We start from the raw sequence: 26,509 nt of genomic DNA, 5'->3' as shown, positions 1-26,509 counted from the left end.
CCGGGGCCGTTTCGGCTCCAATAATTGTTTTTGTGGAGAATTTCGGGATGGAAAAGAGCCCACTGCGCGTCCTGTGCCTGGACATCGAAGGCGGCTACGGAGGCTCGTCGCGCAGCCTGTATTATCTCCTGAAGCACGTGGACCGTTCCCTGGCCGCACCGGAGGTCTGGTGCAAGCGCGAGGGGCCTGTCCAGGCCCTGTACCGGGAGTTGGGCATCCCCGTGCGCGTGGAGCCGGACATGCCCAAAGTCAGCTCCCTGCCCCGGTTTTCACGCAGCCTCTTTGTCCACACCCGGCATTGCCTGGAGTTTTGGCGAGCCCGGGACTTTCGCGCCCGCCTGGCCCGGGAGGCCAGCGGGCGTTTCGACGTGGTGCATTGCAACCACGAGGCCTTGTATCTTTTGGCCCGCTGGCTGCGCCTCCACACGAAAGCGGCCCTGGTCATGCACCACCGTACCCAGATCTGGAATTCCTGGTTCGCGCGCCGACAGGCGCGCATTGCGGTGGCTGCCTGCCAAGGCCAGGTCTTCATCACTGGACGCGAGCGGGAAAACGTGGCCCGGCTCTGCGGCAGCGACCCTGGGGGCAATGTCATCTTCAACGTGGCCGAGTTGCCCGCCGAGCGCCCCGCAGCACACGGAGCCGTTCCCCGGGACGGGCGTTTCACCGTGGCCTGCCTGTCCAATTATTCCTGGTTGCGCGGGATTGACCGGCTGGTGGATGTGGCCCGGGCCCTCAAGGGCATGGGCCGTGCGGACGTGCGGTTCGTAATGGCGGGCAAGACTGCCCTGTCCCGTTCCCTGCCCGGGGAACTGGGCCGCACGGCGGCGCGGGGCGGCGATCTTGCGGATTATGCTACGCAAACCGGCGTGGGGGACATGTTCCTGTTCCTGGGGCATGTTTCCGAGCCGGAACGGGTGTTGGCCGCGGCCTCGGTGCTGGCCAAGCCGTCCCGGGAGGACAATCCCTGGGGACGGGATATCTTGGAGGCCCTGGGCATGGGCCTGCCCGTGCTGGCCTGCGGCACCATGGACACCTTCGTCACCCCCGGGGAGACGGGGTTTCTCTATCCCCACGGTGAGGATTTCGATTCCGGGGCCATGGCCCGGGACATCGCCGCCCTGGCCGACGATCCCGGCCGTACGGCAAAGCTGGCCCGGGCCGCCCGCGAGCGCGTGGCCGATCTCTGCCACGGCCCGTCCCGCGCGGCGGACCTCGTGCGCGTCTGGGAGGACGCGGCTCGCGCCGCAGGACGCAGCCCCTTTTCTCCCGCGCGGGATTGACCTATAGTCCGCGCAACGTGCCCCCGCGCAGCCCATGCGCGCTGGGGCGAAACGCTGGCCCTGGAGAGGCGCTTGAACCCGAATCAACCCCAGCCCACCGGCCGGATGTACAAACTGACCCTGGCGGCGCTGATCCTGTTCGCCATGTATCTGGCCTACATGGTCTTCAGCCCGTTCCTCACGCCCATCGTGCTTTCGGCGGTGCTGGCGGCCATTTTCTATCCGCTGTTCACGCGCATCGCCGCGAAACTCGGAGGGCGGGAAACGCCCGCGGCGGTCATCGTGCTGCTCATCGTGGTCTTTTGCGTGTTCCTGCCCACGATCTTTTTTCTCACGGGCCTGGTCTCCCAGGCGGCCACGTCCATCGCCGAGTTCACCAATTGGCTGAAGAGCCCGGATTTCCAGCAGTTGGTGACCAAGGCCCGGCTGGACGCTGTTCTGGCCTGGCTGCAGGACAAGATGCCCTACATGGACTTCAGCACCATCGACTTCCAGTCCGGGCTGGTGCAGTTCTCGCGCAACGTGGGCCAGACCATGGTCTCCATGAGCACCAGCATCCTGGGCAACGCCGTGACCGTGCTCATGGACTTCTTTATCATGCTTTTCATCCTGTTTTTCCTGCTCAAGGACGGCAAGCGGATCATCGCCTATTTGAAGTACCTTTCGCCCCTGCACGAGGAGCAGGAGGACATCATCATCGCCAGCCTGCGCAACGTGTCCCGCGCCGTGCTGGTGGGGGGCCTGCTGGTGGCCCTGCTGCAGGGCATCGCGGGCGGCGTGGGCCTGTCCTTCGTGGGCATTCCGCCCCTGTTCTGGGGCACCATGATGGGCTTCACCTCCCTGGTGCCCGTGGTGGGCACGGGCCTGGTCTGGGCCCCGGCGCTGATCTACCTGCTGCTCATGGCCAAGTGGAAGGCCGCCCTGTTCCTGGGCCTGTGGTGCGGCCTGGGCGTGACCAGCATCGACACCTTCCTGCGCCCGTATTTCATGCGCGAGGCCGCGGGCATGCCGCTTCTCTACATCTTCCTTTCCGTGATCGGGGGCATCCAGGTCTTCGGGCCCGCGGGCCTGCTCTACGGGCCGTTGATCCTGTCCTTCGCCATGGTCATGCTGCGCATCTACGGGGAAGAGTACAACGACCAACTGGCCACCGCGCCGCGCGAGATCCCGCCCCTGGTCACGGAGCCGGACCCGGAGGACGGCGCAGAGTAGCCCCGCCGCGCGGGACGTTTCGCGCACCGTGCGCCGGGCTTGCCCTGCGCCGCCGCAACCAGTATCCAACCCCCTTTGGGCGGGTTCGGCCCGCCGTCGTCAACAACGCCAAAAACGAAAGGGTGTTGTCGTGCACAAGGACATAGCGGTCATCGGCTCGGGCTATTGGGGCAAGAATCTGCTCAGAAACTACCACGCCTTGGGGTGCCTGGGGCTGATCTGCGACCGCAGCGAGGCCACCCTGGACCATTTCCGGACCATCTATCCGGACACGGACACCTGCCTGGCCGTGACCGAGGTCCTGTCCCGCGACGAGATCCGCGGCGTGGTGGTGGCCACCCCGGCCGAGACGCACTACGCCATCGCCAAGGAGGCGCTCCTGGCGGGCCGCCACGTGTACGTGGAAAAGCCCCTGGTGCTGGACGAGGCCGAGGGCGCGGAGCTCATCGCCCTGGCCGAGTCGCGCGGCTTGACGCTCATGGTGGGGCATCTCCTGCACTACCACCCGGTGTTTGTGCGCCTCAAGGAGATGGCGGCGGCGGGCGAGCTGGGCCGTATCGACTACATCTATTCCAACCGCCTGAACCTGGGCAAGATCCGGCGCGAGGAGAACGCCCTCTGGTCCTTCGCGCCCCACGACATTTCCATGATCCTGTCCCTGGCCGGGGAGATGCCCGAGCGCGTCCTGGCCACGGGCGGCAACTACCTGCACCGGGACATCGCCGACGTGACCACCACGCATCTGGACTTCGCCTCGGGCTGCAAGGCCCATATCTTCGTGTCCTGGCTGCACCCCTTCAAGGAGCAGAAGCTCGTGGTGGTGGGCGAGAGGAAGATGGCCGTGTTCGACGACACCCTGCCCTGGGCGGACAAGCTGCTGCTCTATGCCCACCAGATCAACTGGGAGCGCAACATGCCCGTGCCCGTGAAGGCCGAGGCCGAGCGCCTGGACATCCCCCAGGCCGAGCCCTTGCGCGCGGAATGCGAGCATTTCCTGAAGTGCATGGACGGGGGCTGCGAGCCCGTCACCGACGGGGCCGAGGGCCTCAGGGTGCTGTCCGTGCTCAACGCGGCCCAGCGCTCCATGGACAAGGGCTGCGAGGTGCGCCCGGCTGCCGCCCCGGCCGCGCCCAAGGCCGTCGGCGCTTTCGTGCACGAAACCGCCGTGGTGGAGGAGGGCGCCCGGGTGGGTGCGGGCTCCAAGATCTGGCATTTCGCCCACGTGCTGGGCGGCTCGGTCATCGGCGAGAACTGCACCGTGGGCCAGAACGTGGTCGTGGGGCCCGACGCCGTGGTGGGCGATGGCTGCAAGATCCAGAACAACGTCTCGGTGTACAAGGGCGTGACCCTGGAGGACCACGTGTTCTGCGGGCCGTCCATGGTCTTCACCAACGTCTACAATCCCCGCGCGCACATTCGGCGCATGGACGAGGTCCGGCCCACCCTGATCCGGAAGGGGGCGACCCTGGGGGCCAACAGCACCATCGTCTGCGGGCACACCGTGGGCCGCTACGCCTTCGTTGGCGCTGGCGCCGTGGTCACCCGCGACGTGCCGGACCACGCCCTGGTGGCGGGCAACCCGGCCCGGCCCATGGGCTGGGTCTGCGCCTGCGGCGAGAAGCTGGGCCCGGACCTGGCCTGCCCGGCCTGCGGCCAGGAGTACGAGACCGCCGGGAACGGCCTGGCCCCCAAGGAATAGGTTCGGGGCCGCATCCGACAGAAACGACAACCGCCCCGCGCGAGACGTTCGCGTGGGGCGGTTTTTTGTTGTCTGGGGCGGAGAGGCTTCGGGCCGCTACCGGGCGTCGTCCTTGGGCAGGACCCAGGCCAGGACCGCGCCCGTGACCACCAGGCCCCCCAGGCAGACGAAGCCCGTGGCGAAGTCGCCCCGGTCCCCGAACCAACCCAGGGCCGGGGGCGTGAGCCCCGAGCCCACGAAGACCGACGAGGGCACGATGAGGGACACGGCGATGTTGCGGATGTCCTTGGGGAAGACCATGGACGCGGCCGTGAGCCCGGCCGGGAAGAAGGCCGCCGCCATGGCGGGCTGCAGGATGGCCGCTGTGGTCATGCCCCAGCCGGGCAAAAGGCCCAGCAGCGCGGTGAGCGCCCCGGCCCCGCCCAAGGCCAGGGCCACGGTGCCCCGCGCGCCCAGCCCGTCCACGATGTGCCCGGCCATGAGCACCAGGATCGGCCCGCTGAGGCGCGAGGCCGTGAGCACGGCGTTGGCCCATTCCACGTCCATGCCCACCTCGTCCGTGAAGTACAGCGACAGCATGCTGTAGGGCCCGAAGCTCGCGGCCGAGGCCAGGGCGAACAGGGCCGTGAGCACCCAGAAGGCGGGCCGCCTGAGCACCTGGCCCAGAATCACCCCCAGGCGCGGGGCCTGGCCCCGGAAGTTTCCGCCCCTGCCGCGCAGGGCGAAGAGCAGACCCATGGCCAGGGCCGCGGCGCCAAGCCCGGCGAAGACCGTGCGCCAGGGGACCACGCCCTCCAGAAGCGCGGCCAGGGCCGGTGCGGCCACGAAGGCCGAGTTGGGTGCCAGTTCGTGGATGGCCAGCCCCCGGCCCCAGTGCCGGGGCGTGAGCAGGGCGGTGATGGAGGCGATGGCCGAGGGGAAGTACAGGCCCGCGGCCAGGCCCGTGGCCACCAGCATCGTATGGATCAGGGACAGGGACGAGGACAGGGACACGCCCACCAGCCCCAGGCCGATGCCCACGGTGGAGACGAGGATGGTCCGCCGGTGGCCCAGAGCCCGGGCGAACAGGCCCGAGAGGAGCATGGACACGCTGGTGCCCGTGCAGACGTAGAAGAACAGGGCCCCGGACTGCGCGTGGCTGAGGTCGAACTCGGCCTCGATGTGCGGCAGGAACGGAGCCAGGGAAACCCTGGTCAGGAAGTTCACGAAGAACAGCCCGGCGAAGATCAGCAGGCAGGGCAGGGCCCGGCGCAGGGCGAGGGGGGCGTCGTCGGCGAGCCCGTGGGATGCGCTCATGTCGTGTCCGCTCCGGGCGGGTCGGGTTTCGTGGGGCAGCGCTGCTCATACCCCGGGTCGCGCCCGAGGGCAATCCCCGGCCCGGGCTTTACTGCGGCCGGGAATTGGGGCACACATGCGCAGTGGGAACTATTCGTAGTCTATTCGTTTTGCCCGCGTTGAATTCCGGGGGGGCCGAACGCGTGATGCTGACCCTGCTCACGCATCTTGACCGCGAGCGCTTCGCGCCGACCCTGGCCGTGGGCGCGGCCACGGGGCCGCTGGTTTCCCTGGTGCCCCCGGACGTGCCCGTGCGCGAGCTGGGGGGGGCGCGCGCGCGGCGCATGCTGCCCGGGCTGGTGCGCCTGGCGAGGCGCGAGCGGCCCCACGTGGTCCTCAGCACCCTGGGCTACGTGAACGTGCTCCTGGCCCTGGTGCGCGGCCTCTTGCCCGGGATGACCGCCCTGGTGGGCCGCGAGACCAACATCCCCTCCCGGCACCTGGCCGGATGCCCCTGGCCCAGGCTGATGCCTTTCCTCTACCGCCGTTTGTATCCGCGTTTCGACCGCGTGGTCTGCCAGTCCCGGGACATGCTGCGGGACATGGTGGACAATTTCGGGCTGCCCGAGTCCCGGGCCCGGGTGCTGAACAACCCCGTGGACGTGGACGCCGTGCTGGCCCGCGCGGACCAGGGCGCCCACGGCCTGCCGCCCGGGCGCGTGAACCTGCTGGCCGCGGGCAAGCTCATGCCCCAGAAGGGCTTCGACCTGCTGCTCGCGGCCCTGGCCCGCACCCGGAACCCGGCCCTGCACCTGACCATCCTGGGCCAGGGCCCGGAGCGGGAGAACCTGTTGGCCCTGTGCGCTCAGCTGGGGCTTATGGACCGCGTGACCCTGGCCGGCTTCCAGGAGAACCCCTATCCCTGGATGCGGGCCGCGGACCTCTTCGTGCTCAGCTCCCGGTTCGAAGGCTTTCCCAACGTGGTCCTGGAGGCCCAGGCCTGCGGAACCCCGGTCCTGGCCTTCGACTGCCCCGGGGGGCTTTCGGAGATCATGCGCCCCGGTGTGAACGGCTGGCTGGTACCCGAGGGCGACGTGGCCGCTTTGGCCCGGGGCCTGGAGAAGTACGCCCGGGTCCGCCCGGGGCCCGAGGCCGTGCGCGCCACGGTGACGGAGCGCTACGGGGTCCGGGCCATCGCCGGGCGGTACGCCGACCTGCTGGAGGAAGCCGTGGCCTCGCGCGCGGGAGGGCGGCCGTGATCCGGGTTCTGCACGTCATCACCGGCCTGAACACGGGCGGCGCCGAGGCCATGCTGGCCAAGCTCGTGGGCGCCATGGACCGCGCGGAATTCGAGTCCCACGTGGTCTGCCTGCTGGAGCCCGGGCCGCTGGAGGTTGCGGTGCGCGCGGCGGGGGTGCCCGTGACGAGCCTGGGGCTTTCGCGCGGCACGGCCAATCCCATGGCCCTGTTCCGGCTGGCCGGAATCCTGCGCCGCGAACGGCCGGACGTGGTCCAGACCTGGCTCTATCACGCGGACCTGCTGGGCTTGGCCGCCTCGGCTCTGGCCCGCCAGGGCACGGTGGTCTGGAACCTGCGCTGCTCGAACATGGACTTTTCCCATTCCGGCCGCCTCACGCGGCTGGTGGTGCGCCTCAACGCCCGGCTCTCGCGCCTGCCCGCGGCCGTGGTGGCCAACTCGTCCAACGCCGTGGCCGTGCATCACGACATGGGCTACTGGCCCCGGCGTTTCGAGGTCATTCCCAACGGTTTCGACCTTGGGTGCTTCGTGCCCGATCCCCGGGCCGGGGCCTGGCTGCGGGCCGAGCTGAACATCCCGGCGGACGCGCCCTTGGTGGGCATGGCCGCGCGCTTCGACCCCCAGAAGGACCACGCCACCCTGCTGCACGCTACGGCCGAACTGCTGGCGGACATGCCCTCGGTGCACCTGGCGCTCTGCGGCAGCGGGGTGGACGACGAGAACGCCCCCCTGCGTTCCCTGGTGGATAGCCTGGGCCTGCGCAGCAACGTGCATCTCCTGGGGCCGCGCCAGGATATGCCCCGCGTGGCCGCCGCCCTGGACGTGAGCGTCCTGTCCTCGGCCTACGGCGAGGGCTTCCCCAACGTGGTGGGCGAGGCCATGGCCTGCGGCGTGCCCTGCGTGGTCACGGATACCGGCGATTCGGCCGCTGTGGTGGGCGATACGGGCGTAGTGGTGCCTCCGCGCGACCCCAGGGCCCTGGCCGGGGGGCTGCTGCGGCTCCTGGGCATGGCCCCGGACGAGCGCGCCGCCCTGGGCGCGGCTGCCCGCAGGCGCATCCAGGAGCGCTACTCCCTGGCGGCCGTGGCCGCGCGCTACCAGGATCTGTACCGCAGCCTCACCGCATGACGCGCGTCCGGGAAAATTGGTGAATACACTTGCACAAATGTGCAATCCATGTTGTGCTGTGCATTGCACAAGTGGGTGCGGGCTGTAGGAGTTGTGTTTAGGCAACTTCTTTGAAAAGCTTAATTTCTTTCTTTGGCACGGGCTGTGCTACATGGTGGTCAAACACACAGGAACCCTTTCCTGAACATAAGGAGAAACACCATGAATCGCAGAACCCTGATCATGACCCTGGCGGCCTTGATGGTCATTTCCCTCTCCGCGGTGGCCTATGCCGGCCGTGGCGGCGGTCCCGGATGGGGCGGAGGCCCCGGCTACGGCTGCCCCGGCTGGGGCGCCCAGGGCGACTACGGCGTCCAGGCCCTGAGCCCCGAGCAGAAGGAGAAGCTCGACGTCCTGAGGACCGAGCATCTGAACAAGGTGGCCCCCCTGCGCAAGGATATCTACGCCAAGGGCTATGAGCTCGAGTCCCTGATGGTGGACCCCGCCGCCAACGCCGCGAAGATCAAGTCCGTGTCCAAGGAGCTCGGCCAGCTCAAGGGCAAGCTGTTTGAGGAGCGCACGGCCTTCCGCGCCGGGCTCGTCACCCTGGGCGTCGAGGACTACGGTCGCGGCCACATGGGCCCCGGCTTCGGCCGCCACCATCGCGGACGCGGCTTCGGCCCCCAGAACTGCCCCGGCTTCGGCCCCGGCCAGGGCTACGGCATGGGAATGGGCATGGGCCCGAATGTTGACGACGAACCCGCCGGCTAGATGACGAACGAACGGAAAACGACATCCATCCTTTCCGACGCTACGGCCCGGAGCACCGCCTAGGAGGCGGGGCTCCGGGCCCATCGAATTTTGATCCGGGCGCGGGGAGAAACACGACATGGACATAGGCCTCAAAGTCAGGGACAGGAGCTTTTTGTTCGGCGCCACGCTGGCGCTGGTGCTCCTGGGCCTTGGCCTTTCCTTCCTCACTTTCCAGAGCCTCAGGCGGCAGCGCGAGACCGTGGAGGAACACATGTTCCTGGCCTCGCAGTCCATCCTGCGAGGCATCGAGGGCGCCCTGGCCCGCGAGCTGCGGGACCACCTGCCCCGGCTGCTCAGGCGGCGCATGCACGGCGGCGCCCCGGGCGGGCACATGCGGCCCGAGGCGCCCGACGGCATCCCCGGCGAGATCCTGCGCAACCTGCCCGGCGGGCTCCTGGACGGCCGCGACGCCAAGACCCGCATCGAGGAGATGTTTACCGAGTTGGCCGCCGAGGGCGACGTGGAGTTCATCGCCCTCTACGCCCGCCAGGACGCCCTGCTTAGCGGCGTGACCCAGGACAAGGACAAGGAGCTGCCCAAGCTGCCCGCCTCGGCCTGGCGGCAGCTGTCCACGGCCGGGTTCTGGGCGGCCATGTACACCGGCGGGCGGCGGGAGATGTTCGTCTCCAGCATCCGCCTGCGCCCCAGCTTGGCCCGGCTCTGCACCCTGGATTCCTCCCTGGACTGCCCGCCCGGGGCCCCGGCCTTCCCCGTGCTGGTTGTGGGGATGGACCCGGGCAAGCATCTGGATAATTTCAAGAAGTTCAAGCGCGCGGCCCTGTTGCAGACGGGCTACGTGCTGCTGGTGGCCCTGTTCCTCTGGGGTCTGGCCGTGGCCTACCTGCGCCGCCGCGACCAGGGTCGCGCCCTGCACCGCCTGGAGACCTTCCATTCCAGGCTCCTGGACACCATGCCCGACGGGCTGGTGACCCTGGATTCCGGGGGCGTGATCCTGGCGGCCAACCCGGCGGCAACGCGCCTGCTGGGCGGGGGCGAGGAGCTGGTGGGCACGCGCTGGGACGAGCTGCCCCTGGTGGGCGGAGCGGGCTGGAGCGGCGCGCACACCGGCGTTTCGGACACGGGCTGGGTGCAGTACGAGGCCGGGGGCCGCAGCCTGGAGCTGTTGTCCGCGCCCATCCCCGACGAGGCCACGGAGGAGGGCGGGGGCGAACGCCTGCTCCTGGTGCGCGACCGCACGGAGTTGAAGGCCCTGGAGGAGGACCTCAGCGAGGCCAAGCGCCTGGCCGCCATCGGCCGCCTGGCCGCGGGCCTGGCCCACGAGATCCGCAACCCCCTGTCCGCTTTGAGGGGCTTCGCCCAGTTCTTCCAGAAGAAGCTCAAGGGCCGCGAGCCTGAGGAACAGTACGCGGACACCATGGTCCGCGAGGCCGACCGGCTGGACAAGGTCATCACGGACCTGTTGTTCCTGTCCCGGCCCCGCGAGCCCGAGCTGTGCCACGTGGACCTGGCGGCCCTGGGCCGCAGCCTGGAGAACCTCCTGCGCTTCGACTTGGAGCACGCCGACGCCGATTTCTCCATGGACATCCGGGAGCCCCGGGTCATGGCCGACGCGGATATGCTCAAGCAGGCGTTGCTCAACCTGGTGCTCAATTCCCTGGCCGCCGTGGAGCGGGTGGACGAGCCCGGGCGCATCGTCCTGTCCAGCGAGGCCGAGGGGGGCATGTTGGCCCTGTCCGTGGCGGACAACGGCCCGGGCATGCTGCCCGAGGAGCGCGAGCACGCCCTGGAGCCGTTCTTCACCTCCAAGAAGCAGGGCACGGGCCTGGGCCTGGCCATCGTGCACCGCATCGCCCGCGACCACGGCGGGCACGTGGAAATCCGCACGCAATGCGACGGTCCGGAGCGCGGCACTCAGGTGCGCCTGCTGCTGCCGCTGCGCAAAGCCGCGAAACATGACAACCAGGGGAGTGGATCATGATCATGGCCGCAGAGCACCGCAAACGCGCGCTGGTCGTGGACGACGAACCGGCACTGCGCCTGATGGTGGGAGCCGTGCTGCGCGACGAGGGCTGGGAGGTCCTGGAGGCGGGCAGCGCCGAGGAGGCTCTGGACATGCTGCCCCAGGCCGCGCCCGACGTGGTGCTCCTGGACATGCGCATGCCCGGCATGGACGGCTTGGAGGCCCTGGGCGCGCTGCGCAGCAAGCTGCCGGGCGCGCCCGTGGTCATGCTCACGGCCTACGGCACCGTGGGCCACGCTGTGGACGCCATGAAGCGCGGGGCCTTCGACTATCTGACCAAGCCCGCGGACAACGAGGAACTCGTGGCCGTGCTGGGCAAGGCCTATGAATATTCGCGCCTGGTGGCCGAGAACGAGGACCTGCGCCGCGAGACGGGCATGACCGAGGAGTCCCGGCGCATCGTGGGCCAGTCCCCGGTCATGCAGCGGGTCTTGAAGCTCATCGAGCAGGCCGGACCCAGCGAGGCCACGGTGCTCATCACCGGCGAGTCCGGCACGGGCAAGGAGCTGGTGGCCGCGGCCCTGCACGCCGCCAGCCAGCGCGCCAAGGGCCCGCTCATCAAGGTCAACTGCGCGGCCCTGCCCGCCAACCTGCTGGAGAGCGAGCTCTTCGGCTACGTCAAGGGCGCGTTCACCGGCGCGGTCAAGGACAAGCCCGGCCGTTTCCAGCTGGCCTCGGGCGGCACACTGTTCCTGGACGAGATGGGCGAGCTGCCCATGAACCTCCAGGCCAAGCTCCTGCGCGCCTTGCAGGAGCACACCGTGGAGCCCCTGGGCGGCGTGGGCGCGGTGCCCGTGGACGTGCGCATCCTGGCCGCCACCAACCGCGACCTGGCCTCCGAGGTGGCCGAGGGCCGCTTCCGCGAGGACCTCTATTTCCGCCTCAACGTGCTGGAGATCCCCATCCCGCCTCTGCGCGAGCGCATGGAGGACCTGCCGCTTCTGACCACCCACCTGCTGCGCAGGCTGACGCGCAAGAACAACAAGTCCATCCGCGAGGTGGGGCCCGCCTTCGTGGACGCCCTGTCCCGCTACGACTGGCCGGGCAACGTGCGCGAGCTGGAGAACGCCCTGGAGCGGGCCCTGGTGCTTTCGCGCACGGATTCCCTGTCCCCGGCGGACCTGCCGCCCCAGGTCCTGGACCCGCGCCCCGTGATGCGCAGCGCGCCACCCGTGTTCCGGGAGCGCCCCGGCGCGGACATGCCCCCGTCCCTGGACGAGGCCGAGAAGCAGGCCATCATCGACGCCCTGGCCCTGTACGGCGGGCATCGCCAGAAGACCGCCGACGCCCTGAACATCAGCCGCCGCACCCTGCAATACAAGCTGAAGAAATATGGTTTGACCACAAGGGGATAGCGGGGGGCTGCCGGAACGCCGCCCTGGCCCCGGGCTTGCATTTCCCGGGCGGATGGGGCACCCCCAGGGGGGTATGGCTCCACCTTCCACGCACGGAACCGGGAGACGAGCATGGATTTCCTGAGCAGCATATTCTCGACGCCCGTCTGGATCGCGATCCTGGCGGCGGTCCTGGCGGCCGCCGTGGGCGCGGCCGTGGTCCTGCGGCGGCGCGGGACCGGCCGTGGGCCGGGGAAACCCGCGGGCCTGGGACGCGACCTGGGCGCGTCTCCCGTATCCGACTCCGACTGCCATCTCTACGAGGCCGCGCCCGTGGGCATCTTGAGCGTGACTGCGGACGGCAGCCGCGTGCTCACGGCCAACGCGGCGGCCGCGCGCCTGTTCGGCTATGCCACGGCCGAGGAATTCATCGAGCGGTTCGTGCCCGGCGAGGCCTGGCTGGACGGCTCGCTCCGCCAGGAGATCCTCGACGTCCTGGGCCGCGAGGGCGCGGTGGAGGGCTACGAGGTCCCCGTGCGCCGGGCGGACGGCTCGCGCCGCTGGCTGGGCCTGTGGGTCCACTTGCACGAGGACCGGGGGTGCATCGAGGGCGCGGTCATGGACGTCAGCACCCAGCGCCGCATGTACCGCGAACTGCGCGACGGGCACCTGTTCCTGCAGAGCGTGCTCGGGGCCATGGCCGAACCGTTCTTCTATCTGGACCGCCAGGGCGTGATCCTGCACGTCAACGAGGCCATGGAAACCTTCATGGGCATGAGCCGCGCGGAACTCACGGGCAAGCGCCCCGATGACCTGGTGCCCGCCGAGGCCGCCGGGCTGTGGGACGACGCCCTGGAAATTCTGCTGGCCCCGGAAGGTCCGGCCCTGCATGATTTCGAATCCTGGCTGCGCACCCGGGGCGGCCGTCGCGAGATCGCCGCGCGCCTGGGCGCCGTGGGCGACAGCGCGGGGCGGCGCATCGGCGCGGTTGCCGTGCTGAGCGACCTGACCGATTTGGTGCGCGCGCGGGGCGGGCTGCACCGCGCCGAGGAGGCCTACAGGGCGGTGTTCGAGTTCAGCCCCCAGGCGGTGTTCGCCACTCTGGCCGACGGGCGGCTGGTGCGCGCCAACCAGGCCGCGGCCGAACTGCTGGGCTACGCCACGCCCCAGGAGGTGCTGGAGGCCGTGGGCGACGTGGCCCGGGACGTGTACGTGGACCCGGCAAGGCGGCAGGACGTTCTGGAGCGCCTGGCCGCCGAGGGCCAGGTGCGCGGGCTGGAGCTGGACCTCAAGCGCGCGGACGGCGGCGTGGTGCGCGCGGCCCTGGACCTGCGCGCCGTGGCCGACGCCGACGGCGCGCTGGTGCGCGTGGAAGGCCTGGCCGAGGACGTGACGCAACGGATGCAGCGCCTGCGCGGCTGAGCACGAGGGATGAGCGTTTTTCAAAGGCGGGCTTCGGCCCGCCTTTTTATTTTTTTTCGGGAATCAGGTCGCAGGCCAAGCCGGGGCAGAAGGTCTGGCGGAAGGCGCGCACGTCCTTGTCGTCGCCGATGACGGCCAGGAGGTCGCCCGGAGCCAGGGGGGCTTCCACGTCGGGGTTCACCGAGAGCTCGCCGCCGCGCAGCAGCGCGGCAACGGAGACCCCTGAGCGGGTGCGGATCTCGGCCTGGCGGATGCTTTGGCCGGCCAGGGGGGAGTCCTCGGGCAGCTCCAGCCAGTGCAGGTCGAAGAGGCGGCTCGGCACCTGGAGCCCGTCCAGTCCGTTCTCCCTGCGTCGGCCCTCGTCCAGCAGGGCGTACTGCTCGCGGTGCACCGCGTCGGTGAAGCGCATGATGTCCGTGGCCGGGACGCGCATGCGCGCCAGGGTCTGGCGCACGAATTCCAGGCCCGCCTCCAGGCCCGGCTCCACGGGTATGTCCAGGCCCTCGGCCGAGAGGATGCGCATCTGGTCGCGGCCGTGGGTGCGGCCGATGATCACGGCCCGCGGGGCCAGGGCCTTGACCAGCTGGGTCACGGCCCGCACCACCTCGAAGGACGGCGGCGTGAGCAGCACCGTGGCGGCCCGGCCCACGTGCGCCGCCTCCAGCACCACGTCCGTGGCCGCGTCCCCGAAGATCACGGGGTGCCCGGCGGCCTTGAGTTGTTCCTTCTGGCGGTAGTCGCTTTCCAGGACCACGTAGGGCTGCTGCAGGCGTCTGAGGATGTCCGCGATCATGCCGCCGATGGCCCCGCCGCCCACAACCACCACGTGGTCCGCGAGCCCGGCCTCGGCGATGTTCACCGTCTCCAGGGTCTCGCGGGGGAAGAGCTTGCGCCGCAGGGAATACAGGGGCGCGGTGAGCTTGGTCAGGGTCGGGGTCAGGATCATGCTGACCACGGTCACGGACATGATCACCGTGAACTGCTCGTGGCTGAGCGCCCCGGCCTCCACGCCCGCGCCCGCCAGCAGGAAGGACAGCTCGCCGATCTGCGACATGCCCAGGGCCATGGCCAGGGGGATGACGTTGCCGTAGCGGAAGGCCCGGGCCACCAGCCCCAGGATCAGCCCCTTGCCCGCGATGACGCAGCCCAGGATCAGCAGCACGGCGGGCAGGCTGCGCATCAGGGCCGCCGGGTCCAGGAGCATGCCCACGGAGGCGAAGAACAGCAGGCCGAACAGGTCGCGGAGCGGCAGCATGTTGGAGAGCATGTGGTGGGCGTAGTCCGACTCGCTGATGACCACCCCGGCCACGAAGGCCCCGAAGGCGAAGGACAGCCCGAAGAGATAGGTGGCGTAGCCCACGCCCAGGCCCATGGCGCAGGTGGAGAGCATGAACAGCTCGCGGGACCCGGCCCGGGCCGTGCGCTCCATGATCCAGGGGATGACCGTGCGCCCCAGCACCACCATCACCGCCAGGAAGCCCACGGCCTTGGCCGCGGCCAGGGTCAGCGGCACCAGCTCGGCCCCCAGGTTGCCGACCTTGGGCAGGATGATGAGCATGGGCACGATGGCCAGGTCCTGGACGATGAGCATGCCGATCATCACCCGGCTGGACAGGGTGCCCATGCGGCCCTGGCTCTCCAGGGTCTTCAGGATGACCATGGTGCTGGACAGGGAGATGATGGCCCCGAGCCACAACGATGCCTCGCCGCTCCACCCGGACAGGCGGCCGATGCCCCAGCCCAGCGCCATGGTCAGGGCGATCTGGACGGGCGTGCCCATGAGGGCCACCGCGCGCACGGGCCGCAGGCGCTTGAAGGAGAACTCGATGCCCAGCACGAAGAGCAAGAGCGCCACCCCGATCTCGGCCAGGAGCTCGATCTCGTGGGCCCCGGACACGGTGACCCCGCCGGTGTAGGGCCCCACGAGCACGCCCGCGGCGATGTAGCCCAGGATCAGCGGCTGGCCCAGGCGTCTGGCCAGCACGGCGCAGATCAGCGAGGCCACGATGATGATGATCAGGTCGGAGGCTATGCCCACGCGTTCTCCCCTTGCGAAAAAGCCGCCCGGAATCCACTGATCCCGGACGGCCTTGATACACCATTTTGCGGCGGCCGTCAGGCTCCCACGTGGATCTCGTAGGCCTGCACCGTGTTCAGGAGCAGCTGGGCGATGGTCATGGGCCCCACGCCGCCGGGCACCGGGGTGATGGCCGAGCACTTGTCCTTCATGGCCTCGAAATCGCAGTCGCCCACCAGGCCGTTGTCCGTGCGGTGGATGCCCACGTCCACCACCACGGCCCCGTCCTTGATCCAGTCGCCCTTGACGTGCAGGGGCCGGCCCACGGCGGCGATGACGATGTCCGCCTCGCGGCAGGCGGCCTTCTGCTCCTCCACGGGGGTGCGCGAGTGGGCGATGGTGGTGGTGGCGTTGCCGAAGTCCCCGTATTCGATGAGCATGAGCGCCATGGGCTTGCCCACGATGTTGGAGCGCCCGAGGACCACGGCCTTCTTGCCCGCGGTCTTCATGCCGTGGCGGCGCAGCAGCTCGATGACCCCGGCCGGGGTGCAGGAGCGGTAGCCCGGCAGGCCCAGGGCCAGCTTGCCCACGTTCACGGGATGGAACCCGTCCACGTCTTTGCCCGGGTCGATGAGCTCCAGGCAGGCCTGGGAGTCCAGCCCCTCGGGCAGGGGCAGCTGCAAGAGGATGCCGTCCACGCCGTCGTCGGCGTTGAGGCTGCGGATGAGGTCCATGAGCTCGTCCTGGGACACGGACGCGTCCAGGCGGTGGGGGATGGAGCGGATGCCCGTCTCGGCGCAGGACTTTTCCTTCATGCGCACGTAGACCTGGGACGCCGGGTCCTCGCCCACCAGGATCACGGCCAGCCCCGGCGCGCGGCCGACGCTTTTCTCCCGCTCCGCCACCTTGTCCTTGATCTCGGCCCTGATGGCCGCGGAGGTGGCCTTGCCGTCCAAGAGAATCATGTTTTTACCCCTGTGCTTCGGCTGTCCATAACCGCACGTCTACTTCGTTGCTGCGTAAAATCCAATCCCTCGCGTAGCGCAAGCGTTGGGATACGCGTCGGGATTGGATTTCCCTTGCGCCTCGTATCCGCACGATTCTGAACAGCCTTACGTTCGTATTTGTATCCTTGTGGGCGGCAGCACCGGCCACCCAAAATGATTTCTCCCCCAAAGCGGGAAGAGCGCCCCGCGCGAATTCCCGCTCCCCGGCAGCCTACAGGCCCGTTGAAACCGGCCAGAAGGTGTCGGATGCGAGGCGCGAGGGGCATGCGGGGCCGACGCGTATCCCAATACGCGAGGGTCCGCATGCCCCGAAGCAACGAAGCAGACGGCGCCTTATGGCCGGTTTCAATCCATGTCGAACCATTGTTCGCCCATGATGGGGCCAAAGTAGATGCCGTCGTCGTCCAGGTCTTCCTCGATGCGCACCAGCTGGTTGTACTTGGCCAGCCGGTCCGAGCGCGACAGGGAGCCGGACTTGATCTGGCCCGCGTTCACGGCCACGGCCAGGTCCGCGATGAAGGTGTCCGCGGTCTCGCCCGAGCGGTGGGAGATGACCGTGGTGTAGGCGGCCTGCTTGGCCATCTCGATGGTGTCCAGGGTCTCGCTCACCGTGCCGATCTGGTTCAGCTTGATGAGGATGGAGTTGGCCACGCCCTCGTCGATGCCCCGGGCCAGGATGTCCGGGTTGGTGACGAAGATGTCGTCGCCCACCAGTTGGATCTTGTCGCCCAGGGCGTTGGTCAGGACCTTCCAGCCGTCCCAGTCGCCCTCGGCCAGGCCGTCCTCGATGGAGATCAGCGGGAAGGTGGAGCAGAGTTCCTTGTAGTAGTCCACCAGGGCGGCCGCGTCGAACTCGCGCTTTTCGCCGGCGAACACGTACTTGCCGTTCTCGAAGAACTCGCTGGCCGCGGCGTCGATGCCCAGGGCGATCTGCCTGCCGGGCTCGTAGCCCGCGTCGGTGATGGCGCGCATGAGGTATTCGAAGGCCACCTTGTGGCTGGCGAGGTTGGGGGCGAACCCGCCCTCGTCGCCCACGGAGGTGACCATGCCGTCCTTGGCCAGGATCTTCTTCAGGGCGTGGAAGGTCTCGGAGCCCATGCGCAGGGCCTCGGCGAAGGTCTCGGCGCCCAGGGGCATGATCATGAATTCCTGGATGTCCAGGTTGTTGGGCGCGTGCTCGCCGCCGTTGATGACGTTCATCATGGGCGCGGGCAGGAGCTTGGCGTTGACACCGCCCAGGTAGCGGTACAGGGGCAGGCCCATGAACTCGGCCCCGCAGCGGGCCGCGGCCAGGGACACGCCGAGCATGGCGTTGGCGCCCAGGCGGGACTTGTTCTCCGTGCCGTCCAGGTCCAGGAGCAGGTTGTCCAGACTGACCTGGCGCAGCACGTCCAGGCCCACGATGTTCTCGGCGATCTCGCCGTTGACGTTCTCCACGGCCTGGAGCACGCCTTTGCCGCCGTAGCGCGATTTGTCGCCGTCGCGCAGCTCCAGGGCCTCGCGGGTGCCGGTGGAGGCGCCCGAGGGCACGGCTGCCACGCCCGTGGCGCCGGAATCCGTGGTCACTTCCACCTCGACCGTGGGGTTGCCCCTGGAGTCGAGAATTTCCCTGGCCCAGACATTGATGATGGTGCTCATGGCGTCGCTCCTTGCGTTGTGAGGCTTGCGCGCGGGGTGCGTCCGTGCGCGCGCCGATGGTATCAGGTTTTTCGGGGCCGTTCCACATAAGCGCCGAACAAGCCCCGGAAGATCAGGTTGGGGTGCACGTAGCGGATGGCCGGGCAGTGGTCGGCCACGGTCTTGGCCAGGCCGCCCGTGGCCACCACCAGGGCCTCGCCGCCCAGGACCTCCGTGAGGCGCGCGGCCAGGCCCTCGACCATGGCGGCGAACCCGAAGATGAAGCCCTGGTTCAGGCTGAGCATGGTGCCGAACCCCAGGCGCAGGGGCCCGTCCAGGGCCAGGGTCAGCTCCGGGAGCTGGGCCGTGCCCGTGGCCAGGGCCCGGCCGGAACTCTCGATGCCCGGGCAGGTCATGCCCCCGAGATATTCGTTGCCGCGCACGCAGTCCATGGTGGTGGCGGTGCCGAAGTCCACGACGATGAGGTTTTTGACCTCCGGGTACATGGTGCGCGCGGCGCGGCAGCCCACGAGCCGGTCCGCGCCCACGTTGCCGGGGATGCGGTCCATGTTGTCGAAACCAAGGGGCAGGTCGCCCGGCACGAACAGGGTGGCGCAGCCGAAGAGCTTGCGCACGGCCTGCGCCAGGGGGGCGTTGGCCCGGGGCACCACGCTGGACACCACGCAGTCCGCCACGTTGTCCGGGGATACGCCCGCGCTCTGGCTGGCGGCCAAAAGCCCCGGGGTCAGGGCCTGCACCGGGTCGGCGAAGGTGGGCACCACCACGGCCCGCCCGGGCGGGGGCGGGGCGTCGGGGCCGCCGATGGAGGCCTTCAAATTGGTGTTGCCGATGTCGATGAGCAGGACGTGGTTTTTCTTCATCTTTTGAACCTCGGGCGGGGGCGGGCTCCGCTCCCAGGGAATGTAGCCGTTTCAGGCGGAAAGACAAGAAATTGATGTAGAGCGAAGAAAGGTTGTCCTTTCCCCTGTAGACGGGTATTGAATAAAACCATGCGCCCACTGGGCGCTTGCGGGCTTCAACTCCAAAAGGGGGAACGCATGGACCCGATGACCCTTATTCCGAAACCCGACCCCATCATGTTGGATTGGGGGTGGTTCCAGGGGCTTCTTGATCTCACCTTCATGGTGCACATCCTGTTGGTGAACCTGACTCTGGGCACGGCGGTGGTGGCCCTGTTCAGCATCTGGAGCGGTCAGGAAAATACGGAACCCGTGGGCAAGGACATCTCCGTCAGGCTGCCCACGGTCATCGCCCTGACCGTGAACTTCGGAGTGGCGCCCCTCCTGTTCCTGCAGACCCTGTACGGGCATTTCTTCTACGTCAGCGACATTCTCATGGGTTGGTACTGGCTGGCCGTTCCCTTCGTGGTCATGGCGTCCTACTATCTGGCGTACATCTACGACTTCTCCTTCGCGTCCCTGGGCGGGGCGCGGGGGCTGGTCATAGGCCTGTGCGTTCTCTGCCTGCTTGCCGTGGGCTTTCTCTTCGTGAACAACCTGACCCTGATGATGTCTCCCGAGCGCTGGTCCCGCTACTTCGACGGGCCGGGCATCTTCCTCAACTGGAGCGAGCCCACGCTCGTGCCGCGCTACCTGCATTTCGTGATGGCCTCCCTGGCCGTGGGCGGTTTGGCCACGGCCCTGTTCTACGGCCGCCGCAGCCGCCGCACCGCGCCGCTGTCCCTGGAGCACGTGGAGCGCGGCATGAAGTGGTTTTTCCGCTGCACGGTGCTTCAGATGGTGGTGGGCGTGTGGTTCCTGCTGGCCCTGAAGAAGGACGTGATGCTCTGGCTCATGGGCGGTTCGGTCCTGGGTACGGTGTTTTTCCTGGCCTCGCTGGCGGGCGCGGGCCTGTGCCTGTACGCGGGCTGGCGTAGGCTGCCCCGCCTGGCCCTGTTCGCCGTGGTGCTCACCGTGGTCTGCATGAGCGGAGTGCGCGAGATCGTGCGCGTGGGCTACATGGGGCCGTATTTCACGCCCACCGAGCTGGAGGTGGTTCCCCAGTATTCACCGTTGGTCATGTTCCTCCTGGCCCTGGTCCTGGGGCTGGGCATCGTGGCCTATGTTCTCGGTTTGGCACGCAAAGCCGTGAGGGAGGGTTGATTTCATGGATTATCCCATTTGGCAAATTCCGTATCTGGGCGGCGGCTCCCTGGTGGCGCTCATCGCCGTGGTGCATGTGTACGTGGCCCATTTCGCGGTGGGCGGGGGCCTGTTCCTGGTGCTCACGGAGATGCGCGGGCGCAGGCAGAACAACCAGGCCATCCTGGACTACTGCCACAAGCATACTAAATTTTTCCTGCTGCTGACCATGGTCTTCGGCAGCCTCACGGGCGTGGCCATCTGGTTCATCATCGCCCTCACCAACCCCACGGCCACCCTGACCCTGATCCACACCTTCACCATGGGCTGGGCCACGGAGTGGGTCTTCTTCCTCACGGAAATCATCACGCTGCTGGTCTACTACTACACCTTCAAGACCATGGAGGCCCGGGCCCATGTGCGGGTGGGCTGGCTGTATTTCGGCAGCGGGTTCATGTCCCTGGTGCTCATCAACGGCATCATCTGCTTCATGCTCACCCCGGGCGACTGGCTGGCCACGGGCGACTTCTGGGACGGGTTCTTCAACCCCACCTTCTGGCCGTCCCTGTTCTTCCGCTCCATGATGGGCTTCTCCATCGCCGGGCTGTTCGGGTTCTTCACGGCCTCGCGCTGGAGCGACGAGTCCGTGCGCGCCGACCTGGCGCGCTACAACGCCCTGTGGACCTGCATCCCCCTGGTGCTCATGGCGCCCCTGGCCTGGTGGTACTACGGGGCCCTGCCCGAGGCGCGCCAGGCCATGGTGGCGGGCGGCAACACCGAGATCCTGCCCATGACCCGGGCGCTGTTCTACGTGGGCCCGGCCATCCTGGGGCTCGGCCTGTTCATGGCCCTTCGCCTGCCGCGCGGGGCGCGGCGCTGGGTGTCAGTGCTGCTCCTGGTCCTGGGCCTGATGCAGATCGGGGCCTTCGAGTGGGTGCGCGAGGCCGCGCGGCGGCCTTTCGTCATTGCGGGCCACACCTATTCCACGTCCGTGCGCACGGCCGAGGCGGCCGAGATCAACGAGAAGGGCTGGCTGCAGGTGGCCAAGTGGGTCAAGAACAAGACCGTCACCGACGAGAACCGCATGGACGCGGGCAAGGAGCTGTTCAACGGCCAGTGCCTGCCCTGCCACAGCGTGGGCGGGCCGGTGAACGACATCCTGCCGCTCACGGCCAAGTTCAGCGTCTTCGGCATGGACAGCCAGCTCGACGGCCAGGGCAAGCTGCGCATGCAGATGCCGCCCTTTATGGGCACGGGCGAGGAGCGCATGGCCCTGTCGGAATACATCGTCGTCGGCCTGCATGGCGGGGACAAGCCCGCGTATTCCGCTGGTCCCGGGTCCACCACGCCCACCCCGGTGGAGGTCCCGCCCTTTGACAAGGACAAGGACGAGTACGTGCTCTTGGCCTGGAACAACCTGGGCATGCACTGCATCTCGGATTCCGATCCCTGGTGGGTGCTGCTGCCCCCGGCCAACGACATCTACGCCCAACTGGTGCGCCGGGGCGAGGTGCCCGAGCGCGTCACCGAGGGCGTGACCCTGCGCTACAAGGTGGAGAAGGAGTTCGAGAACCCGGCGGGGCACGTGCGTTTCTGGGAGTTCGCCAAGAGCCTGTTCGGGGCCGAGCCGCCCAAGAACGTGGGCCTGGCGGGCAAGGGCCTGTCCGGCGAGATGGAGCTCAACGGCGACCTGGGCTGCTTCCATGCGGACTTGGTCCCGGTGGTGCCGTATCCCGACGCGGGCGGATACAATCCCTATCCCCTGTTCACGGTGGAAGCCCGCGACGAGTCCGGCAAGGTCCTGGCCACCACGCGCATCGTGGCGCCCACGGCCACGGAGATGGGCTGCCGCAACTGCCATGGCGGCGAGTGGCGCGTGGGCGGCGTGGCCGGGTTCACGGACGAGACGTCGCGCGACATCCTGGTGGTGCATGACAAGATCAACGGCACGGATCTGGTGGCCCAGGCCGAGGCCGGGAAGCCCAAGCTCTGCCAGAGCTGCCACGAGGATCCGGTGCTGGGCACCAAGGGCCGGCCGGACACCCTGTCCTTCCCCGCGGCCCTGCACGGCTGGCACGCCAACTACCTCTCGGGCCGGGGCGCCGAGGCCTGCGCGGCCTGCCACCCCAACAATCCTGAGGGTCCCACGAGCTGCCTGCGCGGCGTGCACGACGAGGTGGGCCTGGATTGCACCAGCTGCCACGGCACGCTGGAGGACCACGCCCTGTCCCTGCTCAAGAAGGAGCAGGAAAACGGCAAGAAGGCCGCCGACAGGTTCATGAAGAACCTCGCCCCGCGCACCGTGGACAGCGTGGAGGCCGTCAATCCGCGCATCCCGTGGCTGCAGGAGCCCGACTGCCTGAACTGCCACAAGGGCTTCGAGCCGCCCGAAACCATGGACGGGTTCAACACCTGGACCAAGGGCGGCAGCGAGCTGTTCCGCCTGCGCCATGACGACATGGGCGCGCTGATGTGCGAGGCCTGCCACGGCTCCACCCACGCGGTGTATCCGGCGCGCAAGGATTCGGGCTACGGAGTGGACCGCGACAACATCCCGGCCCTGCAGTACATGGGCAAGGCCCAGCCCATGGGCAAGGGCGGGAATTGCGGGCTGTGCCATGTGGGCACCGCGTACACGGCCAAGGACAGCGCGCATCATCCCATGGGGTTCCGCTAGGCGCGGGGCCGTAACTGACTGGTATATGGAGAGCCCCGCCCTGGATAGGGCGGGGCTCTTTTTTGTTGGCTGGGGGAGTGGTTGGTGGGCCTGCGGCATGGCGGGGAGGCATGGTTCGGGTGGGACACCTGGTTCAAAAGCGGGAGCTTCTGAACCAGGTGCCAAAGGGGCCGGGGGGCGAGCCCCCCAGGCCCCTCTGCACTCCCCTGCCCCCTCTTAAAGTGGAGGCGATACCGCACCCATGAGTGAAATGGTAACGCCAAAGCATGTCCACCCGTGAAGGCCATACGTGTCGGCGGGGCAGGGGCTTTGGCGGGGCTACGCGATACGCCTCCGCGTCGCCCCTATCGCCCCGATGCAGGGGGTGGTTTTGTGCGTCCGAGAGACGCGTTGCTGGAAGAGAATGGCCGCAGAGTCATGACGACGAGGGCGCAGGCGGTCCCTGCGTAATTCCTCGGGCTACACGGTACGCCCGGGAATTCGCTTTACGGTCCCGATTTTCGGGGTGGGTATGGGTGTGCACCGCTGAAATTGGCTGATGAGCTTGGGCATTGAGCGGATGAGGGGCAGGATCATTGGGCACTGCCCGACGCCACGGCTCTTGGCCACAAATTACCATATCGATCGTGCCGTGACTCCCGGCCCCGGAATGCAGCGCTTCTTGCGCTCCACTTTCCGGGACTCCCCAAGCCCCGGCGCGCTGCCCGGCGGAGCGGCTGTGATGGAAATCAGCGAAGCGGAGCCGGGCTCGTGCGACGGGGCGGCACTACCTGTGCCGCGACACGAGGGGAAGAACCATTGAGGGACTGCACCATAGCGATGAGCCAGCGTCCCGGGCTGGTGCGGGGGGCGCAGCGGCTGTGATGGTAATCAGAAAAGCGAAGCCCCCCGCACCCGCCCGGGGCGCGGCCGCGCCACCTCCCCTAACATTCCCGACAAACCAACGCCCAACCCGCGAGGGAACGCGGTGGGCGGGCGGGAGGGCTTAATTGGTTTTGCGCCACGACAAAAAAGCATGGCCCAACCACATTCCCCCCAATCCAAAACGACAGTTTCCGCACCATCCACAAAAGGGCCCTGGCTGGGGGACGATCCCCCAGCCACCTCCCCTCGCCGGGCTTTGCTCCCGGCGCTTTTCCATATAGGACTATAAAAACACGGAAACCGCCGCCCCGGAATTTCCGGGGCGGCCTGCAACGCCTATCTGGAGACCTCATGTCCTCTGAATCCCCGCAGGACCGCATCGCCACCGCCGAGAAGGCGCGCGTCATGCTGGAAGAACATCTGGAGCAGGCCCGGGCCGAGATCAACCGCAACCTGGAGGAGGCGGGCCTTGGCCTCGCCGCGTTGAGCCAGGCCATGCGGAACTTCGCGGTGCAGACCAGCGCTCTGACCCCGCCCGGGGACGTGCAGTGCCGTCCGGGCTGCGCGTTCTGCTGCCACACGAGGGCCAGCGCCTCCATCCCGGAAGTCCTTGTCATCGCCGGCCAGTTGCGCCAAGCCATGGCCCCCAGGGTCCTGGACGGCCTGCGCGGGGGGCTCGTCGCCCTGGCCGAGGGCGGCGACGCCACAAGCCTCGAATGGTGGCTCGAAACCCGCACCCCCTGTCCGTTCCTGCTCACCAGCGAGGGCGGGGTCTGCGCGATCTACGACATTCGCCCGTTCACCTGCCGCAGCCAGCATTCCACGGACGCGGCCGCGTGCCGCAAGGGATTCGAGGAGGGCCGGGCCGTGGACGTGCCGTGCTATCCGCTGCTGCGCCGGGGCCTGGACATCTTCTCCTCGGCCTTCATCTCGGTCATGCGCGAGCGCGGTCTGCCGTCCTACCAGGTGGGTTTCGTGGCCGCCATGGCCGTGGCCCTGTCCGAGGAGGACGCCGCCGGGCGCTGGCTGGCCGGGGAGGACGTTTTCCGCGCTGCCGAGGTGGCCGCCTAGCGGGCCGCCCACGAAAATGATCTCGTTATTTTTGAGCGGCCTGCGAACAATGTATTTTTCTTTGATCCGCAAGTTCGCCCCGTTCCCGGACCCGGATGCCCGGGGGAGGGCGCGCCACGAGGCTTTGCACTCGCCCGCGTCCCGCTTTGGGCTTGACTCCCAGTCCCCACGTATGTACAACCACCCGGCCTTTCAGCTTGACGAATAGCCCGGGGTTCTTTTAACAAGAACCTCTTTTATTTTTCGGAGCGCGCGACGACCCATGTTTGACAATCTGCAAGATCGGCTGAACTCTGTATTCAAGAAGTTCAAGGGCCAAGGCCGCCTGGATGAGAGCAACATCCAGGAGGGTCTGCGCGAGGTGCGCCTCGCGCTGCTCGAGGCCGACGTCAACTTCAAGGTCGTCAAGGACTTCATCGCCCGGGTCAAGGACCGCTGCCTGGGCCAGGACGTGCTGCGCAGCCTGACCCCCGGCCAGCAGGTCGTCAAGATCGTCCACGAGGAGATGATCGAGCTTCTGGGCGGCGAGACCCAGGGCCTGGAACTGCGCGGGACCCCGGCCGTCATCATGATGGTGGGCCTGCAGGGCTCGGGCAAGACCACCAGCGCGGCCAAGCTGGCGCTGCACCTGCGGCGCGAGGGCTTCAAGCCCTACCTGGTGCCCGCGGATGTCTACCGCCCCGCGGCCATCGACCAGCTGACCACCCTGGCTCGGCAGCTGGACATGCCCGTGCATCCGTCGGAAACGGGCATGAATCCGGTGGACATCGCCCGCGACGCGGCCCAGGCCGCCAGGGACCAGGGCTGCAACGTGATGCTCCTGGACACGGCGGGCCGTCTGCACATCGACGAGACCCTCATGGAGGAGCTTTCGGCCATCAAGGCCGAGGTGGCGCCCCAGGAGATTCTCTTCGTGGCCGACGCCATGACCGGCCAGGACGCCGTGACCGTGGCGGACAGCTTCAACCAGCGCCTGGACGTGTCCGGCGTGGTGCTGACCAAGATGGACGGCGACGCGCGCGGCGGCGCGGCCCTGTCCATCAAGCAGGTCACGGGCAAGGCCATCAAGTTCGTGGGCGTGGGCGAGAAGACCGGGGACCTGGAGATTTTCCATCCGGACCGGGCCGCCTCGCGCATCCTGGGCATGGGGGACATGCTGACCCTCATCGAGAAGGCCCAGGAGACCATGGATGAGGACGAGGCCGAGCGCCTGGGCAAGAAATTTCAGCGCGCGGAGTTCGATTTCGACGACTTCCGCACGCAGATGCGGCGCATGAAGAAGATCGGCTCCATGGAGGGCATCCTCAAGCTGCTGCCCGGCATGGGCGCGCTCAAGGAAAAGATCGGGGAGCTCAACGTTCCGGACAAGGAACTTGTGCGCGTGGAGGCCATGATCAACTCCATGACCCCCGAGGAGCGCAAGAAGCCCGCGCTGCTCAACCCGAGCCGCAAGGAGCGCATCGCCCGGGGCTGCGGCCTGAAGATCGGCGACGTCGACAAGATGGTTGCCAACTTCACGCAGATGCGCAAAATGATGAAGAAGATGATGGGCGGCGCCAAGAAGAAGGGCGGCAGGCTGCCCAAGATCCCCGGTCTGGGCGGCGGTATGCCCGGGCTCGGGGGCGGAATGCCCGGCCTGGAGGGCATGGACCCCATGGGCGGGCTGGGCGAGGGCCAGGAGGCCACGCGCGCGGCCTTCACCAAGGCCAAGAAGGAACGCAAGAAGCGGGTGAAACCGCAGAAGAAGAAAAAAAAGAAGCGCTAGTTACG

At 68.2% G+C, this 26,509-nt stretch carries 18 protein-coding genes; 13 read left to right on the top strand and 5 right to left on the bottom strand.

Annotation, left to right across the window (positions count from 1 at the left end; all coding sequences use genetic code 11):
* Nucleotides 1-47: 47 nt before the first annotated feature.
* The 3 genes from ACYYG1_RS01180 to ACYYG1_RS01170 all read left to right on the top strand — a co-directional run bounded on the left by ACYYG1_RS01180 (nucleotide 48) and on the right by ACYYG1_RS01170 (nucleotide 4,194).
* Nucleotides 48-1,283: a glycosyltransferase family 4 protein gene (locus ACYYG1_RS01180; protein ID WP_461208436.1), complete on the top strand. Its 1,236-nt coding sequence runs from the start codon at nucleotides 48-50 to the stop codon at nucleotides 1,281-1,283.
* 72 nt (nucleotides 1,284-1,355) lie between these two features.
* Nucleotides 1,356-2,495 (top strand): AI-2E family transporter, encoded by a 1,140-nt coding sequence (locus tag ACYYG1_RS01175; protein ID WP_461208435.1) that lies wholly within the window; start codon nucleotides 1,356-1,358, stop codon nucleotides 2,493-2,495.
* Between the two features lie 130 nt (nucleotides 2,496-2,625).
* The gene (locus ACYYG1_RS01170) at nucleotides 2,626-4,194 is read left to right on the top strand and encodes a Gfo/Idh/MocA family oxidoreductase (RefSeq protein WP_461208434.1); all 1,569 of its coding nucleotides are present in this window, start codon (nucleotides 2,626-2,628) and stop codon (nucleotides 4,192-4,194) included.
* Between the two features lie 96 nt (nucleotides 4,195-4,290).
* Here the strand turns inward: ACYYG1_RS01170 and ACYYG1_RS01165 are convergent, their stop codons facing one another.
* Nucleotides 4,291-5,490, bottom strand: a complete 1,200-nt coding sequence (locus ACYYG1_RS01165) for an MFS transporter (protein ID WP_461208433.1) — start codon at nucleotides 5,488-5,490, stop codon at nucleotides 4,291-4,293.
* On the opposite strand from ACYYG1_RS01165, the gene ACYYG1_RS01160 reads away from it, so the two are divergent.
* From ACYYG1_RS01160 to ACYYG1_RS01135, 6 genes are all read left to right on the top strand, one after another.
* Nucleotides 5,481-6,728: a glycosyltransferase gene (locus ACYYG1_RS01160; protein ID WP_461208432.1), complete on the top strand. Its 1,248-nt coding sequence runs from the start codon at nucleotides 5,481-5,483 to the stop codon at nucleotides 6,726-6,728. The two genes, ACYYG1_RS01165 and ACYYG1_RS01160, sit on opposite strands and share 10 nt — an antisense overlap.
* Nucleotides 6,725-7,855 carry a glycosyltransferase gene (locus ACYYG1_RS01155; RefSeq protein ID WP_461208431.1) on the top strand — a complete coding sequence of 377 codons (1,131 nt, stop codon included), beginning with the start codon at nucleotides 6,725-6,727 and terminating at the stop codon, nucleotides 7,853-7,855. The genes ACYYG1_RS01160 and ACYYG1_RS01155 overlap by 4 nt, the downstream gene beginning before the upstream one ends.
* Nucleotides 7,856-8,056: 201 nt before the next feature.
* Nucleotides 8,057-8,605, top strand: a complete 549-nt coding sequence (locus ACYYG1_RS01150; RefSeq protein ID WP_461208430.1) for a Spy/CpxP family protein refolding chaperone — start codon at nucleotides 8,057-8,059, stop codon at nucleotides 8,603-8,605.
* A gap of 118 nt (nucleotides 8,606-8,723) precedes the next feature.
* A complete protein-coding gene (locus tag ACYYG1_RS01145) occupies nucleotides 8,724-10,586 on the top strand; it encodes a two-component system sensor histidine kinase NtrB (RefSeq protein WP_461208429.1) in 1,863 nt (620 codons plus the stop codon).
* Nucleotides 10,583-11,983 carry a sigma-54-dependent transcriptional regulator gene (locus ACYYG1_RS01140; RefSeq protein WP_461208428.1) on the top strand — a complete coding sequence of 467 codons (1,401 nt, stop codon included), beginning with the start codon at nucleotides 10,583-10,585 and terminating at the stop codon, nucleotides 11,981-11,983. Before ACYYG1_RS01145 ends, ACYYG1_RS01140 begins: the two co-directional genes overlap by 4 nt.
* 111 nt (nucleotides 11,984-12,094) lie before the next feature.
* Nucleotides 12,095-13,384 carry a PAS domain-containing protein gene (locus ACYYG1_RS01135; protein ID WP_461208427.1) on the top strand — a complete coding sequence of 430 codons (1,290 nt, stop codon included), beginning with the start codon at nucleotides 12,095-12,097 and terminating at the stop codon, nucleotides 13,382-13,384.
* A 46-nt stretch (nucleotides 13,385-13,430) separates the two neighbouring features.
* On the opposite strand, the gene ACYYG1_RS01130 is transcribed toward ACYYG1_RS01135, so the two are convergent.
* From ACYYG1_RS01130 to ACYYG1_RS01115, 4 genes are all read right to left on the bottom strand, one after another.
* Nucleotides 13,431-15,422, bottom strand: a complete 1,992-nt coding sequence (locus ACYYG1_RS01130; RefSeq protein ID WP_461208426.1) for a monovalent cation:proton antiporter family protein — start codon at nucleotides 15,420-15,422, stop codon at nucleotides 13,431-13,433.
* A gap of 77 nt (nucleotides 15,423-15,499) precedes the next feature.
* Nucleotides 15,500-16,366, bottom strand: coding sequence for a bifunctional methylenetetrahydrofolate dehydrogenase/methenyltetrahydrofolate cyclohydrolase FolD (gene folD, locus ACYYG1_RS01125; protein WP_461208425.1), 867 nt, complete (start codon nucleotides 16,364-16,366; stop codon nucleotides 15,500-15,502).
* Between the two features lie 387 nt (nucleotides 16,367-16,753).
* Complete coding sequence (eno, locus tag ACYYG1_RS01120) at nucleotides 16,754-18,046, bottom strand: phosphopyruvate hydratase (protein ID WP_461208424.1); 1,293 nt, start codon at nucleotides 18,044-18,046, stop codon at nucleotides 16,754-16,756.
* A gap of 62 nt (nucleotides 18,047-18,108) precedes the next feature.
* Nucleotides 18,109-18,906, bottom strand: a complete 798-nt coding sequence (locus tag ACYYG1_RS01115; RefSeq protein WP_461208423.1) for a type III pantothenate kinase — start codon at nucleotides 18,904-18,906, stop codon at nucleotides 18,109-18,111.
* Nucleotides 18,907-19,083: 177 nt separating this feature from the next.
* Here ACYYG1_RS01115 and ACYYG1_RS01110 point away from each other — a divergent pair, with 177 nt between their 5' ends.
* The 4 genes from ACYYG1_RS01110 to ffh all read left to right on the top strand — a co-directional run bounded on the left by ACYYG1_RS01110 (nucleotide 19,084) and on the right by ffh (nucleotide 26,504).
* Nucleotides 19,084-20,148: a hypothetical protein gene (locus ACYYG1_RS01110; RefSeq protein ID WP_461208422.1), complete on the top strand. Its 1,065-nt coding sequence runs from the start codon at nucleotides 19,084-19,086 to the stop codon at nucleotides 20,146-20,148.
* A 4-nt stretch (nucleotides 20,149-20,152) separates the two neighbouring features.
* Nucleotides 20,153-22,804 (top strand): cytochrome C, encoded by a 2,652-nt coding sequence (locus ACYYG1_RS01105; protein ID WP_461208421.1) that lies wholly within the window; start codon nucleotides 20,153-20,155, stop codon nucleotides 22,802-22,804.
* Between the two features lie 1,215 nt (nucleotides 22,805-24,019).
* Entirely contained in the window at nucleotides 24,020-24,739 is a 720-nt protein-coding gene (locus ACYYG1_RS01100; protein ID WP_461208420.1) for a YkgJ family cysteine cluster protein, read from the top strand.
* A gap of 262 nt (nucleotides 24,740-25,001) precedes the next feature.
* A complete protein-coding gene (gene ffh / locus ACYYG1_RS01095; protein WP_461208419.1) occupies nucleotides 25,002-26,504 on the top strand; it encodes a signal recognition particle protein in 1,503 nt (500 codons plus the stop codon).
* The last annotated feature ends 5 nt before the right edge of the window (nucleotides 26,505-26,509 follow it).

Source organism: Desulfocurvus sp. DL1XJH-121 (assembly GCF_054819825.1).
This window is presented reverse-complemented; position numbering and strand designations above follow the sequence as displayed.